This window comes from Streptomyces sp. 5-10, assembly GCF_014712245.1.
In the GTDB taxonomy this organism is placed as follows: Bacteria; Actinomycetota; Actinomycetes; order Streptomycetales; family Streptomycetaceae; genus Streptomyces; species Streptomyces violaceusniger.
The window spans coordinates 95,735-110,789 of sequence record NZ_JACVYG010000001.1 but is presented as its reverse complement, the minus strand read 5'-3'; the positions used below and the strand labels follow the sequence as shown (position 1 = coordinate 110,789).

The 15,055-nt window shown below is 70.6% G+C and carries 17 protein-coding genes; 8 read left to right on the top strand and 9 right to left on the bottom strand.

Annotated features, from left to right (window positions below; translation table 11 throughout):
- The first annotated feature begins 52 nt into the window (after positions 1-52).
- The gene (locus tag IEJ02_RS00535; protein ID WP_191063097.1) at positions 53-790 is read left to right on the top strand and encodes a CPBP family intramembrane glutamic endopeptidase; all 738 of its coding nucleotides are present in this window, start codon (positions 53-55) and stop codon (positions 788-790) included.
- Between the two features lie 52 nt (positions 791-842).
- Here the strand turns inward: IEJ02_RS00535 and IEJ02_RS00530 are convergent, their stop codons facing one another.
- Positions 843-2,051: an amidohydrolase family protein gene (locus tag IEJ02_RS00530; protein ID WP_191062798.1), complete on the bottom strand. Its 1,209-nt coding sequence runs from the start codon at positions 2,049-2,051 to the stop codon at positions 843-845.
- Positions 2,052-2,179: 128 nt separating this feature from the next.
- On the opposite strand from IEJ02_RS00530, the gene IEJ02_RS00525 reads away from it, so the two are divergent.
- On the top strand, positions 2,180-2,794 hold the full coding sequence (locus IEJ02_RS00525) for a TetR/AcrR family transcriptional regulator (protein ID WP_191062797.1): 615 nt from the start codon (positions 2,180-2,182) through the stop codon (positions 2,792-2,794).
- 82 nt (positions 2,795-2,876) lie between these two features.
- On the opposite strand, the gene IEJ02_RS00520 is transcribed toward IEJ02_RS00525, so the two are convergent.
- Positions 2,877-4,043, bottom strand: a complete 1,167-nt coding sequence (locus IEJ02_RS00520) for a glycoside hydrolase family 113 protein (RefSeq protein ID WP_191062796.1) — start codon at positions 4,041-4,043, stop codon at positions 2,877-2,879.
- Positions 4,044-4,209: 166 nt separating this feature from the next.
- Between IEJ02_RS00520 and IEJ02_RS00515 the strand changes: the two genes are divergently transcribed.
- A complete protein-coding gene (locus IEJ02_RS00515) occupies positions 4,210-5,418 on the top strand; it encodes a sensor histidine kinase (RefSeq protein ID WP_191062795.1) in 1,209 nt (402 codons plus the stop codon).
- Between the two features lie 4 nt (positions 5,419-5,422).
- Entirely contained in the window at positions 5,423-6,076 is a 654-nt protein-coding gene (locus tag IEJ02_RS00510) for a response regulator transcription factor (RefSeq protein ID WP_191062794.1), read from the top strand.
- Positions 6,077-6,120: 44 nt separating this feature from the next.
- On the opposite strand, the gene IEJ02_RS00505 is transcribed toward IEJ02_RS00510, so the two are convergent.
- Entirely contained in the window at positions 6,121-7,392 is a 1,272-nt protein-coding gene (locus IEJ02_RS00505; RefSeq protein WP_191062793.1) for a glucuronyl esterase domain-containing protein, read from the bottom strand.
- A 287-nt stretch (positions 7,393-7,679) separates the two neighbouring features.
- On the opposite strand from IEJ02_RS00505, the gene IEJ02_RS00500 reads away from it, so the two are divergent.
- A complete protein-coding gene (locus IEJ02_RS00500) occupies positions 7,680-8,051 on the top strand; it encodes a hypothetical protein (protein ID WP_191062792.1) in 372 nt (123 codons plus the stop codon).
- Between the two features lie 48 nt (positions 8,052-8,099).
- Here IEJ02_RS00500 and IEJ02_RS00495 read toward each other — a convergent pair whose 3' ends face one another.
- The 4 genes from IEJ02_RS00495 to IEJ02_RS00480 are packed head-to-tail and all read right to left on the bottom strand — an operon-like array spanning position 8,100 to position 11,881.
- Positions 8,100-8,555: a MaoC family dehydratase gene (locus IEJ02_RS00495; RefSeq protein ID WP_191062791.1), complete on the bottom strand. Its 456-nt coding sequence runs from the start codon at positions 8,553-8,555 to the stop codon at positions 8,100-8,102.
- The gene (gene menE, locus IEJ02_RS00490) at positions 8,552-10,078 is read right to left on the bottom strand and encodes an o-succinylbenzoate--CoA ligase (protein WP_191062790.1); all 1,527 of its coding nucleotides are present in this window, start codon (positions 10,076-10,078) and stop codon (positions 8,552-8,554) included. The genes IEJ02_RS00495 and menE overlap by 4 nt, the downstream gene beginning before the upstream one ends.
- A 10-nt stretch (positions 10,079-10,088) precedes the next feature.
- A complete protein-coding gene (locus IEJ02_RS00485) occupies positions 10,089-10,964 on the bottom strand; it encodes an amidohydrolase family protein (RefSeq protein WP_191062789.1) in 876 nt (291 codons plus the stop codon).
- Entirely contained in the window at positions 10,964-11,881 is a 918-nt protein-coding gene (locus tag IEJ02_RS00480; protein ID WP_317985686.1) for an SDR family NAD(P)-dependent oxidoreductase, read from the bottom strand. Before IEJ02_RS00480 ends, IEJ02_RS00485 begins: the two co-directional genes overlap by 1 nt.
- 245 nt (positions 11,882-12,126) lie before the next feature.
- Between IEJ02_RS00480 and IEJ02_RS00475 the strand changes: the two genes are divergently transcribed.
- The 3 genes from IEJ02_RS00475 to IEJ02_RS49675 all read left to right on the top strand — a co-directional run bounded on the left by IEJ02_RS00475 (position 12,127) and on the right by IEJ02_RS49675 (position 13,921).
- Positions 12,127-12,552 (top strand): MarR family winged helix-turn-helix transcriptional regulator, encoded by a 426-nt coding sequence (locus IEJ02_RS00475; RefSeq protein WP_191063095.1) that lies wholly within the window; start codon positions 12,127-12,129, stop codon positions 12,550-12,552.
- Positions 12,553-12,725: 173 nt separating this feature from the next.
- Positions 12,726-13,520: an MFS transporter gene (locus IEJ02_RS49680; protein WP_263407889.1), complete on the top strand. Its 795-nt coding sequence runs from the start codon at positions 12,726-12,728 to the stop codon at positions 13,518-13,520.
- On the top strand, positions 13,517-13,921 hold the full coding sequence (locus IEJ02_RS49675) for an MFS transporter (protein ID WP_263407888.1): 405 nt from the start codon (positions 13,517-13,519) through the stop codon (positions 13,919-13,921). Before IEJ02_RS49680 ends, IEJ02_RS49675 begins: the two co-directional genes overlap by 4 nt.
- 133 nt (positions 13,922-14,054) lie before the next feature.
- Here the strand turns inward: IEJ02_RS49675 and IEJ02_RS00465 are convergent, their stop codons facing one another.
- Entirely contained in the window at positions 14,055-14,465 is a 411-nt protein-coding gene (locus IEJ02_RS00465; RefSeq protein ID WP_191062788.1) for a VOC family protein, read from the bottom strand.
- A 109-nt stretch (positions 14,466-14,574) separates the two neighbouring features.
- Positions 14,575-14,967 (bottom strand): helix-turn-helix domain-containing protein, encoded by a 393-nt coding sequence (locus IEJ02_RS00460; protein ID WP_037961167.1) that lies wholly within the window; start codon positions 14,965-14,967, stop codon positions 14,575-14,577.
- Positions 14,968-15,055 lie beyond the last annotated feature (88 nt).

Here is a 15,055-nt window from a genome sequence, read left to right as displayed (position 1 = left end):
CCGCAAGCTCCGCGTTCCCTTTTCCCTGCCCGTGGCTACGCTCGTCCCCGTGATGCAGCCGTGGAAAGACCACGTCATCCGTCATCCCCTGTGGGGCGCGGTGGAGTTGACGATCGCATGGCATATCGTGCTGCTGCTGTTCGCCAAGGTGATCCTGCCTCCCCTGGACCCCTCGTGGTTTCCGGATCTCGGCGCCACCCTGGTCAACGCCATCTGCGCCACGGGGGCGTGGCTCGTGCTGTGGCGGTGGGGGTGGCCGCGCGTCTCCGGAGTGGCCACGCTCGGCCGTTCGCGCCGCTGGTGGCTGGCCGCGCCGATGCTGCTGATCGCCTGCTCGTACACCGTGGCCGGCCTCGACGGCCGTGCGACCGTTGTCGTCAGCGGTCTGGTGTCGCTGCTGTGGGTCGGCATCAACGAGGAGATGTACAGCCGGGGGCTGGTCCAGCAAACCCTCGGCCCACTCGGCCCGGTCCGCGCGGCCATCGGCGTCGCCGTCCTCTTCGGAGCGGGCCACATCCAGAACTTCCTGTTCTTCGGTGACCCGCTCGACGACACGCTGTGGCAGATGCTGTCCGCCGGATTCTTCGGCTTCACCTGCGCCGCGCTGCGCTACGCGATCGGCTCGATCTGGCCGATGGTGGTCATCCACGGCCTCGACGACTTCTTCCAGATCCGCTCGCCCGGCTCGGCCCCGGACGGGTGGCAGGCGAGCGTATACGCCTTCCACCTGGTGTACGGCCTGTGGCTGCTGCGCCGGTACGGCGCGGGCGGGTCGTACGAGCGCACATGAATCACTCGTGGCGGCCGTGACCGGCGGGGCGTGGACGTCAACCAGCGAGCGCTCAGGCGTCACGCTCACCCGTCACCCCGGCCGGTGCCAGACGGTGCCCCCGGCGCCACACCGCGCGGGTGTTCAGCGTCGAGGAGAGCTGTGAGGTCGGGTCACCGTCCACGAGCACCAGGTCCGCCGAGGCGCCGGGCTCGATCCGCCCGCGGTCGGTAAGGCCGAACCGGTCAGCGGTACGCCGTGTCGCCGCGGTGAGCGCCTCGACCGGACTCAGCCCGCCGGCCTCGAGCAGGCGTAGCTCGTCGTGCAGGCTGGCGCCGTGAGCGAGGCCCGGGGCACCGAGGTGGGCCGCATCGGTACCGGCCAGAATCTCGACGCCGGCGGCGTGGAGCAGCCCGACCGAGCGCAGGGCGTTGGGCAACTGGGCGTTCCAGGCGAACTCGCGCCCCAGGTTGTCGCGCCACGCCGCGTCCAGGCGGGATGCCACACGCAGGTCGGCGCCCAGGCGTGGGCCGGCGCCGTCGGAGGCGCCGGAGGCGGTGACGGCCAGGGTGCTGATGACGAACATGCCCTGTTCGCGCATCCGGGCGATCAGATCGTCGCTGATGACCTCGTCATAGTGCAGGTGGGTCACGCCGTCCGCACCCGCCTCGACGGCCACCCGTGTAGCCGTGGCGGTGAGGGCGTGGACCAGGGCCATCACCCCGCGCTCGTGAGCCGCCTCGACCGTCGCGGCGACGACCTCGGGTGGCACCACGGGCAGCGAGGTGCCGAACGCGGTGCCGTCCTCGACCATGATCTTGATGTAGTCCGCGCCCTCGGACAGGCGCCCCTCGACGAAGGCAGGCGCCTCGCTCGGGACGGTGGCGGTGGGCCACACCGGGTCGTCCAGGTCGCGCCGCAGCTGGTGGGGATGTCCGTCGGGGTGGGCGAGGCCCCACGAGGCGGTGCGGACGTCGGCCAGATCGAACTCGGTCCGCACCTTCTTCCGTACCGGGTTCATCGCGTCCGGCACCGACATCATGTCCAGCTCGGTGGTCACACCGAAGCGCAGGGCCGTGCGCAGACCGTCCTCGTCCGTGTGGGTGTGGGCGTCGATCAGACCCGGCAGCACGGTCCCGCCCCCGCCGTCGAGCTCCTCCACACCCTCGGGGACCTCGTGGCCGACCGCGGCGATCGTCCCGTCCTCGACGACGACCACCGAAGCATCGGCTATGTCCGTCCCGGTGAAAACTCGTGTGTTCGTGATCGCGAACCGACTCACAGCTTCTCCTCGGTCTCGTTGGTCTCGCCGCCGCGGACTGTATTGCAGAGTACAAAAGATCTGGCGCAGACTGTATCAGCAAGTACAAAACCTCTGTGCTGTGAGGCGCGGAACACGGAAGGGGCTCCATGGGACACACACCGACCACCGCACGGGGGCGCGCGACCAGAGAGCGCATCCTCGGTTCGGCAGCAGACCTCATCCAGCGTCGCGGCGTCGCGGCGGTGACGCTGGACGATGTCGAACGCGCCGCGGGGGTCGGCCGCAGCCAGCTCTACCACTACTTCGACGACCGGGACGATCTCATCCGCTCCGTGGTTCATTCCACCGTGGACACGGTGCTGGCCGCGCAGGAACCGCTGCTCCTGGAGGTCGACTCACTGGCCGGCATCGACCGCTGGTTCGACGCGATCGTGGCCAACGGGACGCGGCAGGACGCGGTGGGCGGCTGCGCGATCGGTTCGTTGGCCAGCCAGCTCAGCGGTCGGGACGACCTCACCCGACAGGCGTTCGTGGACGCCTTCGCGCGCTGGGAGGCCCCCCTCATCGCGGGTCTGCGCCGGATGCAGGAGTCGGGCGAGCTGCGCCCGGACGCGGACGTGACGGAGCTGGCCGACCTCACCATGGCCGCGATCCAGGGCGGTCTCCTGCTGGCCCAAGTCCGCCGTAGACCGGACCAGCTCCGTCTCGCCCTGCGCGGCGCGCGGGCGGCGCTGGAGGACGCACTCACCCCCCTGCCCTGAACGCATGCGGGCGCGGCGGTAGCGACGTTGCACCGTTGGCCAGAGGTAGGGGAAGGAGACCGGGGCCTTTCACCGGTGCCTTTCAGAGACGCCGTCGGTGGCGGGCGTATTCCCCGGCCAGGGCCCGAAAGGATTCCTTGGGCTCCCAGTGCCAGGGGGAATCCGGCTCCGCCGGGCGGTCCCGGATCACCTTCACCAGGCCGTAGGCGGCCATGTCCAGGTCGAGTCGCGGCTCGCGGCGGTGTGGGGCGTCGGGTGTGACGAAGGTGTAGGCCATGGCCGCGTACAGGTTCATCGACTCGAACACATCGAGCACATCGGTCAGATATGCCGCCTGTGTGTGCTCGCTGCGCACCAGCCCCTTCTTGACCCGCGGCGGCGTCGTGTCGTAGTCGACGACGTCCCAGGCCATACCGCCCAGGCGGGGTGCGCCCTCGAAGGTGCAGCAGCCGAACTCGGTGATCGCGAGCGGCTTGCCGTGGCGCTGGTACGTACGCAGCTCCTTGACGTGCCCGGCGCGGTTCGGAAACCAGCCGTAGTAGTCGATGCACACCAGGTCGAACAGGTCCCAGTCCACCTCCTCGTCCTGCGCGGCCCCGTACGACAGCGTCCCGTGGAAGACCGAGCGGCCGACGGCGGCGGCACGTGCGGTGAAGCGGCGCAGTCGCCGGGCGGTCTTCACCGGGTCGTAGTTGCCCTTGACCAGGTTCTCGATCCGCTCGGTCGCGGTGGCGCCGGGCACGATCCCGGGGACGAACAGCAGGAACTCACAACCTACGTTGAGGTGCACCCGCACGCCCTGCCGACGCAGTCGTTCGGCGAACCGTCCGGTCTCCGCGAGGTGATCGAGGATGTCCGAAGCGGGCACATCGCCGAGGGTCGGCTCCAGCCAGACATGCAGCCCGTGCTCGGCCGCCTCGGCCGCGGTGCGGGTGAGCCGTTCGACGCCATCGCCGGTGATCTTCACCGTGTCGGCGTGCAACTCGCGGCGAATCGCCCGCAGATCGGCGCGGGTGCGCGCCGCGCTCCACGCCGTCGCGGGCGTCTCGCCTTCCCCCACCTCGTAGACCACTCCGCGATATCGCACCCCACCCGGCCGGGCGTCCCCCGCCCGCTTCCGATCGGCCGGGGTACGTGCGCTGTCGTGCCACTCCGTCGCGGCGGCGTACCCGGCGGGCAGTGCCGCGCCGACTGCGACGGCCCCCGCGAGCCGCAGAAACCGCGCCCTGTTGACCTTGGCTGCACCCATCTCGTCCTCTCCCGTCTTCCGGATGCAAGCAGCCTGCGGGAGCCACCGGGGTCGGCACCATTCGCCGATGGTCCACGAGGAGGGGGCGGGAGTTGGACCGATGGCCAGGGGGCGTCTGGCCGGTTGGCCGATGTGCCGCCCTTCGCGACCCGCATACCCTCACTTCATGACCAACGGCCTTGACCTCGCCCTCCCGGCCGGGCGCACCTGGCGCGACCGGGCGGTGGACGCGGTCCTCTGCTGCGTGGCCGTCCTCCTCGGCATGGTCGTGCTCGGCGTGGTGAAGGAGCAGGGCGATCTGCCGGGGTGGGCGGCGGAAGTGGACCCGCTGCTGGGGCTCGTGGCCTGCTGTGCGCTGTGGTGGCGGCGCGGTTCCCCGCTCGCCGTGGCGCTGATCGGGCTGCCCGCCGTGGCGCTGGCGACCAGCGCTCTGCCTGCCGGCGCGGTGATCGTCACCAACCTCGCGCTCCGCCTCCGCTGGCGGCAGGCGCTGCTGATGCTCGGTGCGTACGTGGTGTGCATGGTGCCCTCCGGTCCGTTGCTGTCGGGAGCGGCCGACGACCTGTGGTTCGACGCCGCGTTCTCGCTGGCCTACCTCCTGACCGCCTTCGCCTCGGGCAGCGCCCTGCGTTCCCGGCGGCTGCTCGTCGAGCGGCTGCGCGTGGACGCCGAGCGGGCCCGGGCCGAACACGAGCGCCGGCTCGCCGACGCCCGCCGGGGCGAACGCCAGGCCATCGCCCGCGAGATGCACGACGTGCTGGCGCACCGCATCTCCCTGCTCTCCGTGCACGCGGGCGCGTTGGCCTACCGCACCCGGCAGGCGGAGGCGGGCGCCGGTCCCGCGCTGAGCAGTGCCGAGGTCGCCGAGAGTGCCGAGGTGATCCGGGGGAACGCGCACCAGGCCGTGGAGGAGTTGCAGGAGGTGCTGAACGTGCTGCGGGCGGAGGGCGGCGGCGAGCCGGTGTCGCTGCTCCCACGGATCGCGGACATCGACGGTCTGGTCGCGGACGCCCGTGCCACCGGCCAGCCGGTGGACTTCCGTACCGAGCTGACCGCCGACGCCGTCCGCGACCTGCGGTGGCAAATGCACCGGACCGTCTACCGCGTGGCCCAGGAGGGCCTGACCAACGCCCGCAAGCACGCGCCCGGTACACCCGTCAGGGTACGTCTGGCCGGAGGTCCCGGCGGCGGCCTCACGGTGGAGGTCCGCAACGGGCTGCCCGCCGCGCCACGCGCCGACGGGGCGGTCCCGGGCACCGGAGCGGGTCTGACCGGGCTCGCCGAGCGGGTCCGTCTCGACGGCGGCACCCTCGACCACACCGCCACCGATGGCACCTTCACGCTGCGCGCCCGGCTACCGTGGCCCGCGAGGTGACGCGATGATCCGAGTGCTGCTGGCCGACGACGACCCCCTGGTGCGGACCGGGCTGAAGCTGATGCTGCGCGGGGCGGACGGTATCGAGGTCGTGGGGGAGGCGTCGGACGGCGCCGAGGTGGCCGCCGCCGTCCGCGAACACACGCCCGATGTGGTCCTGATGGACATCCGGATGCCGGTCATGGACGGCCTCGCGGCCACTCGGGCGCTTGCCCGCGGCGGTGCCCAGGCCCCGCGGGTGATCGTGCTGACCACCTTCGACGAACACGGCCTGGTGCTGGAGGCGATGCGCGCCGGTGCCGCCGGGTACCTCGTCAAACACGCCGTGCCCGAGGAAATCGTCGAGGCGGTGCGACGGGCCGCCCGCGGCGAGCCCGCGCTGTCGCCGTCCGCCGCGCGTGCCCTCATCCGGCACGCGGCGGGCGGGCCGGGCGACCGCTCCGAACTGGCCCGGCAGCGGCTGGCTTCGCTCACCGAACGCGAGCGCGAGGTGGCCGAGGCGGTCGCCGAAGGCCTGTCCAACACCGACATCGGCGCCCGCCTGCACCTTTCCCTCGGCACGGTCAAGGCCCATCTCTCCAGCGCCCTGGCCAAACTGGACCTGGACAACCGCGTCCAGCTCGCCCTCCTCACCCACGACGCCCATCCGCGACCCTGACCGGAGGCGCGAGCGGATCCGGCCGCCGGGGTTCGCCACCGCCGTCAGGGCTGACCGGTGAGGATCGGGGTCTGCCAGTTCCGCCATTCGGCCAGGTTGCCCGCCTTCTTGCCCGAGACCCTGATCACGCCGGGGTCATTCCCCGTCCTCAGCAGGAACTTCCGGATGTTCTGCTGCAGCGGAGCCTTCCACTCGGACCGGACGGCGCAATGGTTGCCGTCCTGGACGTCGGACCAGTAGCTGATGTTGCTCCCCGCGCCGAGCGCCTTGTAGACCTCCGCTCCGCCGAGGGCCGCCACGCTCCCGGACCTGGCACCCAGCCAGTCGATGTGTGGGTTCTCCATGACGAACAGCCCCCGCGGCGCGACCATGGCCACGATCTCGTGGGTGTCCACCGGCAGCGTGGCCGGGTTGCCCGTGAAGGAGCCGAACGCGTCGCCCAGCCACGGCTGTTCGGAGTAGGCGCTGCTCAGCGGCTGTGCGCCGCTCTCTCCCGGAACCCCGCGGTAGATGGGCAGACCGGCGGTGCCCGACTCGATCGGCATGGTCAAGGCGATGCGCTGGTCGAACGCGCCGACCGCGAAGGCACCCTTCCCGTACCGCGAGCATCCCGTGACGCCGATCGCGTCCGCCCTGAGAATGCCGCCGCCCGACTGCTCGATGACGTCGATGATCCGGCTCGCACCCCAGGCCCAGGCCATGAGCAGTCCCGTGCTGCTCGATGAGCCGTAGACGCTGTAGAACGCGCCTTGCTTGTTGTTCCGTGGAGTGCCCTCTCTGCCGACGGCGAGAGGGTCGTAGGAGATGACGGCCGCGCCGGAGGCTTTGATGGTGGCCGTGTCCGCCCCGAACCCTCCCAGGACGACCACGGCCGGGAACGGTCCCGAGCCACTGGGCAGTTCGACCTTCGCCGAGAAGCTGGAACTCCTGCCCTGATCCGTCACATTCACGGTGATGCTGGTGCCGGAGACCGTACCGGTGACACTCGCGGGCTTTGTGTGCTTCTCGCCGTAGACGAACCTCTCCGCCAGCTTCTTGATCTCTGCCCGTCGGCACCGCCAGTCGGACTTGGCGGTCACGCGCGTACCGTCCAGCTTGGTGAAGGGGTCGGGCAGTTTGGAGTTGGCGGTCCCGGCGCCCGGTTCCGGCGCCGCGCAGTCGGCTCCGTCGTCCTCGACACCGGGCTTGATACCGGGACCGGCCCTGAGGCTGTCGTCGGCGCCCGCCGGTGTGCCGAGGGCGGTGGCGGCCAGGCTCGCCGCGGCGAGAAAGACCGCGGCCGCCCACGCCCGGGGCCGAGGACGATGAATGCGCATGGGGGACCTCCATGAAGGGGCGCGCGGTTGGGGTGGACCCTGGGGCCACGGTGCTATGGGGCCATGGCTATGGGAGCGCTCCCAATGTAGGAGCGTGCCAAGGGGCCGACAACGCCCGGATCGCCGGACCGTGAAGTTGGCTGTTTTTTTCTCCCGCAGTGCTACCGGTGTCCGTGCCGACATGACCAATCTCCGCCGCTCGAACGGGAGTTGTGTCATCGAGATCAAATCACTGCTTTAATTGGGTAGCTGATCTTGAGTCCCGGCCCCTCGGAAAGGCAGCCTTGATGTCCCCGGTCCTCTACCCCACCCGCTCCCGCTCCGAGGCCCCGTTCGAGGCTGCCGACGCCGGTGTTCTCCGCGTCATGTCCAACTCCCGCACTCCGGTGTTCTGCACCGTGCACGCCAGTGGACGGCGCCGGTACGGCTACTGGCAGCCGTACGACTCCGTCACCAACAGGGGAGGCTGCTACGTCGCGCTGCCCACCCCCGTATGCGACAGGCTGTACTCCCAGGGGCGGATCACTCTCGGTGAGCCCCTGGTGGATCCGGCCAAGACCACATACCGCGTGTGGCCCGCTCATGGCCCGGTCGCGCCGGTACGCATCCCGTCGGCGCCCCTGCCCGCGAGGGCGGTGGCACAGGCGCTCGCCGCCTGATGGGCGGCTAGGCCCCGCACGCCCTTGTCCGGCTGGCATTGCGGCAGGTCAGACGTAGAAGCGGGACAGGCTCTGCACCACGGCCGCGGGCTTCGTGCCGCCGTCGACCTCGATCGTGCCGTCGACGGTGATCTGGACGCCACCGGGTACGTCCTCGACCGAGGCGAGCCGGGCCACGAGCCGTATCCGGGATCCGGCCTTCACCGGTGCGGGGAAGCGCACCTTGTTCAGACCGTAGTTGACCTTGGTGGTCACCCCCCGCACGTCCAGCAGTTGGGTGAAGAGAGGGATGAACAGCGACAGCGTGAGGTAGCCGTGCGCGATCGGCGCGCCGAAGGGGCCCCGGGCCGCTCGCTCCGGGTCGGTGTGGATCCACTGGTGATCGTCGGTGGCATCGGCGAAGGTGTCGATGCGGTCCTGTGTGACCTCGATCCACTCGCTGGTGCCGAGGTCCGCGTCGGCGAGCTTCTTCAGTTCGTCCAGGCCGTTGACGGTGATGCTCATGAATCGGCTTCCTGTTCAGGGGCGGGGGTGCCGTAGCGGTCGCGCACCCGGGACTTGAGGAGCTTTCCGGAGGCGGTGCGCGGAAGGTCGTCCACGACCACCACCGACTTGGGAATCTTGTACTTGGCGAGCCGGCCGGACAGTGATGCCAGCACCTGCTCCGGGTCGAGTTCGGTACCCGCTGCCGGGACGACGACCGCGCGGGGCACCTCGCCCCACGTGTCGTCCGGGACACCGATCACCGCACACTCGGCGACGCCCGGGTGGGTGAGCAGGACGTCCTCGATCTCGGCGGGGTAGATGTTCTCGCCGCCGGAGATGATCATGTCCTTGATCCGGTCGACGATATACACATAACCGTCTTCGTCGACCCGGGCCGCGTCCCCGCTGCGGAACCAGCCGTCCGCGAAGGCGGCCTCCGTCTCCTCGGGCAGCCCCCAGTAGCCGGACATCACATGGGGTCCGCGCACCACCACTTCGCCGGTCTCGCCGGTGCCGACCGGGGTGAGGTCGCGCCGTACGACCCGTACGTCGCTGAAGAAGTGCGGTACGCCTGCCGAGCCCGCCTTGTCGGCGGCGTGCTCGGCGTCCAGGAAGAGTGTGCCGGGCGCGGCCTCGGTCATGCCGTAGCCCTGGAGGAAGGTGAGCCCGCGTTCCTGGTAGGTGGCGATGAGCGGGGTCGGCACCGGGGATCCGCCGCAGGTGAGGATGCGGAGCGAGGACAGATCGGCGTTCGCCCAGCGGGGGTGCCGGGCCACCTGGTCGAACATCGTCGGCACTCCGAACATGAAGGTGATGCGATGCCGTTCGATCAGGTCGAGGGTCGTCCCCGGGTCGAAGGCCTCCACCAGGACGCAGGCGCCACCCTTGAGCAGTACCGGCAAGGTGATCATGTTCAGTCCGGCGGTGTGGAACAGCGGGGCGGACACCAGGGCGCGCTCGTCGGCGAACAGATCGTGGTCGACCAGGACATTGACGGCGTTCCAGATGATGTTGGAGTGGGTGAGCATCGCGCCCTTGGGGCGGCCGGTCGTCCCCGAGGTGTACATGATGAGGCAGGTGTCGTCGGGGGAGACCGGTTCGTCGATCGGCTCGGCCGACGCGGCTGCCAGGGCCGCTTCGTATGCGTCGCCGATCTCGACGTGGATCCGTACATCGATGCCGGCCGGCAGTCCGGCGACGAGCCCGGCGTGTGCCGCGCCGTGGATGAGGGCCTTGGCGCCGGAGTCGGCGAGCTGGTAGGCGATCTCGGGGCCGGTGAGCCGGGTGTTGAGGGGGACGAAGACGGCGCCGAGGAGACCGGCGGCGAACAGGGTCTCCAGATAGGCGGGGTGGTTGGGGCCGAGGTGGGCGATGCGGTCGCCACGCCTGATGCCCCGGGCGCGCAGGGCGTGGGCCAGGCGGGTGGTGCGGGTGTGCAGGGTGCGGTAGTCGGTCGACTGCTCGCCGTGGATCAGGGCCGTGCGGTGCGGGGTCTTGCGGGCCCGGCGTGCGGGCCATGACCCCAGTCCCTCGTTGCGCATCTGGCACCCCTTACAGTGTGGTCAGCCCGAGCAGCCGGGCCGCGTTCTCCTTGAGGATCTTCGGCTTGACCGCGTCCTTGATGGAGAGTTTGTCGAAGTCGGCCAGCCATCGGTCCGGGGTGAGCACCGGGAAGTCCGAACCGAACAGGACCTTGTCCTTCAACAGCGTGTTGGCGTACTGCACGAGCTGCGGTGGGAAGTACTTCGGCGACCAGCCGGACAGGTCGATGTGCACGCCGGGCTTGTGGGTCGCCACCGCCAGCGCCTCGTCCTGCCAGGGGAACGACGGATGCGCCAGGATGATCTTCAGATGCGGGAAGTCGGCGGCCACGTCGTCCACATGGAGCGGGTTGGAATACTTCAGGCGGATGCCGCCCCCGCCGGGAACACCGGCGCCGATGCCGGTCTGGCCGGTGTGGAACAGAGCGATGGTGCCGGTCTCCTCGATCACCTCGTACAGGCCGTACGCCACCGAGCGGTCGTTGGGGAAGAAGCCCTGGATGCTGGGGTGGAACTTGAAGCCCTTCACCCCGTACTCCTCGACCAGTCGCCGGGCCCGCCGCACGCCCGCCTTCCCCCGGAAGGGGTCGATGGAGGCGAAGGGGATGAGGACGTCCGCGTTGGCGGCGGCGGCCTCGGCGACCTCCTCGTTCGGGACGGGCGCGGTGCCGGTGGCGGACTCGGCGTCCACCGTGAAGATGACGGCGGCCATCCGCCGCTCGCGGTAGTAGGCGGCCGTCTCCTCGAGAGTGGGCTTCCTTTTGCCCTCGACCTTGAAGTAGGCGGAGGAGGCGTCGTGCAGATCGTCGTCCAGGGAGGAGTGGCCCTTGGCGGACACCTCCGCATGGGTGTGGACGTCGATGGCGACCAGATTCTCCAGGTCCATCACGCCTCCGGAGTCTTCGGCGCGGGGATGCCCACCGTCTGCGGCTCGGCGCCGATCGATGTGGGCCAGGCGGCGGCGAGGGCCTCGGCGGTCCAGCCGCCGTCGGCGTAGGCGGTCCGGATCTCCTGCGGATGCGACCAGAGCGCCACCTTGTCGCCGCCGATGCCCACGCACTGGCCGGTGATGCCTCGGGCGGCGTCGGAGGCCAGGAAGGGGACGAGGGCGGCGCAGTCCTCCGGGGTGCCGAATCCCTCGCCCTTGCGCAGGAAGTCCGGCAGCGGTTCTCCCCTCCTCAGGGCCTCCACATACGGGGCGAGGGCGGGAATGGTCTCGGTCATCGCGGTGGCGGCGACCGGCACGATCGCGTTGACGGTGATGTTCGCGCGGGACAGTTCCATGGACCAGGTGCGGGCCATGGCGGCGATTCCGGCCTTGGCGGCGGCGTAGTTGGTCTGGCCGAAGTTGCCGCGCTGCCCGGCCGGGGAGCCGACGAGGACGAGTGTGCCGCCTTCGCCCTGCTCGCGCATGCGCACGGCGGCGGCGCGGGCGCAGGTGAAGGTGGCGCGCAGATGGGTGGTGATGACCGCGTCGAAGTCCTCGTCGGTCATCTTCCACAGCACCTTGTCACGCAGGATGCCCGCGTTGGTGACCAGGACGTCGAGCCGGCCGAACTCCTCGACGGCACGGCTCACCAGCCGGTCCGCGGCCTCCGCGGAGCCGACCGGGACCACCTCGGCCACGGCGGTGCCACCGGCCTCGGTGATGGACTTGACGGCCCGTTCGGCCACGGCTTCGTCGACGTCGTTGACGACCACGGACGCGCCGTGGGCGGCGAGGGCGTGTGCGTAGGCGAGGCCGAGACCTCGGCCGCTGCCGGTGACGACGGCGGCCTTGCCGGTCAGATCGATGGTGGGCACGAGCGGGTCCCTTCGCATGGGGTGCGTCTGTGCCGCGCCGGGTGCGGCGGCGAGATCGAAGCTAAGCGCAATAATTGGTGTCGTCAACAGTTGTTGTCGACCTCGGGTGCGTCATGCTGGACTCTGCACACGAGACCCACCCCTCCGGGAGCCGAGACCGGCGCCCCGGGGCCGAGACCAGGGAGCCCGCCATCGCCCGCCGGCACACCGACACCCCGCCCCCCATCGACGCGGACGAACCGTGGATGCGGGAGCTGCACGCGGACACGGGCTATCTGCTGTACCGCCTCGGTCTGCGCTCCGGTCAGCTGTTCAACACCTTCCTCCAGGAGTCGGGGCTGCGGCTGCGGCACTACGCCGTGCTGCGCTACCTCGTCACCTGCGAGGGCGCGTTGCAGCGAGAGCTCAGCGCCCGGCTCGGCTATGACCCGAGCGCGATCGTCGGCCTGGTGGACGACCTGGAGAAGCTCGGCTTCGCCGAGCGCCGCCCGGCCCCCGACGACCGCCGCAGCCGCATCGTCGTCCTCACCGAGGACGGCCGCGCGTTCCTCCGCGACACGGATCAGGCGGGCCGGCGGGTGACCGACGAACTGCTCACCCCGCTCGCCCCCACCGAACGGGAGGCGCTGCACACGCTCCTGGCGCGCGTCGCCGGGAACGGGCTCGCCTGACGCTTCACTCGGCGAACGCGCCCTTCCGCGACGAACTCGTCTCCCTGCGCTCGCGCTACGACAGCCCGAAGGAGTTCGTCCGGGGCCCCTGCCGGACGCGTGGGCACGTCAGCTCGCGGTGGTGGGCACGCCGTCACAGGCACGGTCCCAGCTGACGGACCTGTTCGACGCGGGTGAAGACGACCGTCAGCCTCGGCCAACGTCGGACCGCCGTATTCGCCCTGTTCTTCCTGCCCGGCCTGGCCATGGCGTCCTGGGTGACACGCACCCCCGATGTGCGCGACCTGCTCGGAGCCTCCACCGGACGCATGGGCCTGGTGCTGTTCGGACTCTCGGTCGGATCCATGGTCGGCATCCTGTGCTCGGGACCGCTGGTGGCCCGCTGGGGCGCCCGGCCCCTCATCGCGGCCGGAACGCTGGCGACCGCCGCGGGGTCCGGCGTCATCGGGCTGGGGGCGGCGGCGGGCGCGGACGCGGTCGTGGCCCTCGGGCTCGGACTCATCGGCCTCGGGATGGGCGGTGGCGAGGTGGCCCTCAACGTCGAAGGCGCGGAGGTGGAGCGGCTGCTCGGCCGGTCCACCCTCCCCGCGATGCACGGCTTCAACAGCTTCGGTACGGTGGTCGGCGCGGTCGGCGGCATGGCTCTGACCGCCGTCTCGTTCCCCGTCCTGTGGCATCTCGCCGTCGTCACCGTGGTGGTGATGGCCGTACTGGTGCCGATGATCCGATGCGTTCCCGCCGGGGTGGGCCGACGAACCGACAGCGGCGACGGCACGCCCGCGCGGGCCTCCGCGCGCCCCACGGTGTGGAGGGAGCCGAGACTGCTGCTCCTCGGCGGCATCATCCGCGCCCTCGCCATGGCCGAGGGAACGGCGAACGACTGGCTGCCGCTGGTCATGGTCTCGACGGCCATGGCTTCGACCCCGCGCTCGGATCGGCCGTGTACGCGGTCTTCGCGGCCTCGATGACTGTCGGCCGCTTCGTGGGCGGCCGGTTCGTCGACCGCTACGGACGCGCGGCCGCCCTGTGCGCCAGCGCGGTCGTCGGCGCCGTCGGCATCGCACTCGTGATCCTGGTCGACAATCAGGCTGTCGCGGCGGCAGCCGCCGTCCTGTGGGGCATCGGCGCGTCCCTGGGCTTTCCCGTCGCGCTCTCCGCGGCTGGCGACTCCGGCGACAACTCGGCCGCAAGGGTCTCCCTCGCCGCCACCGTCGGCTACGTCGCCTTCCTCGTGGGACCGCCCTCGCTCGGCCATCTTGGCGAGCAGTTCGGGCTCCGGAACGCGCTGTTGGTGGTCCTGATACTCGTGGTGGCCGCGTCCTTCGTCACGCCCGCCGCCCGCACGGCCCACCCCGCACCCAGCCCGTGAGCGGGCAACCGCCGTCGTCCTCAAGGTCCCAGGGCACGGTCCTCGGGTGCGGTCCTCGGGTGCCGGGGGAGCATCCCACGGGACACCTCGGAATCCGGCGTGGCCGTGAATCAGTCATGGCCCGCCGGGGGTCTCAGGCCGCCGGTTGAGTGAAGCGGAGGCGGTTGCCGAACGGGTCACGCAGGCCGCAGTCGATCCCGTACGGGCGCTCGGTGGGTTCCTCGGTGAATTCCACGCCCTGCGCCAGCAGGGTCTCGTAGGTCTTGCGGCAGTCGGAGGTGGTCAAGATGAGCCAGCCGCCCATCACCCCCTTGGTCACCAGCTCACGGACCTGCTCGGCCGTCTCCTCCGACATCGCCGGAGCGCCCGGCTTCTCCAGCAGGATCTGCCGCTCGGGATGACCGGGCACGCTGACGGCGAGCCAGCGCATGAAGCCCAAGTTGACGTCCGCGGCGACCTCCAGGCCGAGCTTGCCGACGTAGAAGTCGAGGGCCTCGTCCTGGTCGAGGACGTAAATCTGCGAATGTGTGATGGCGTTGAACATGGGCCTCACGCTACCGAGCGGACCGGACGAAAACTTATCCGAAACTGCTCAGTCGGCGGGCGGCTGACACCGGGACGGGACGGGACGGTACGGATACGGCCGATGGTCGTCAGTCGCTCGGTCGTGTCCACGCCATCGTGAAGCATGTCGGCACGCCCGTGGCCACCGCTTCCTTGCGGTAGGCCCGCGGCGATCGGCCGACGATGTCGCGGAACGTGCGGCTGAAGGTGCCCGGACTGCCGAAGCCGACGTCGAAGCAGATGTCCGTCACACTGCGGTCGGTCTCCCGCAGCAGGAACATCGCTCGCTCCACACGACGGCGCTGGAGATAGCGGTGCGGTGTTTCACCGAACGTGGCCCGGAAGGTACGGGTGAAGTGCGCCTCGGACACGTGCGCGATCCGGGCCAGGGCCGGGACGTCCAGCGGCCGCGCGTAGTCGCGGTCCATGGCGTCCCGGGCCCGGAGCATGCGGCGGTTGGTCTCTTCTGCGGCGCGGCTCACGGTGTCATCACATCATGGTCCACCGACACCGACGCCGACACCGACTCCGACGGCTCGGCCATGTCCCGCTCCGGCGGCACACCCGCCT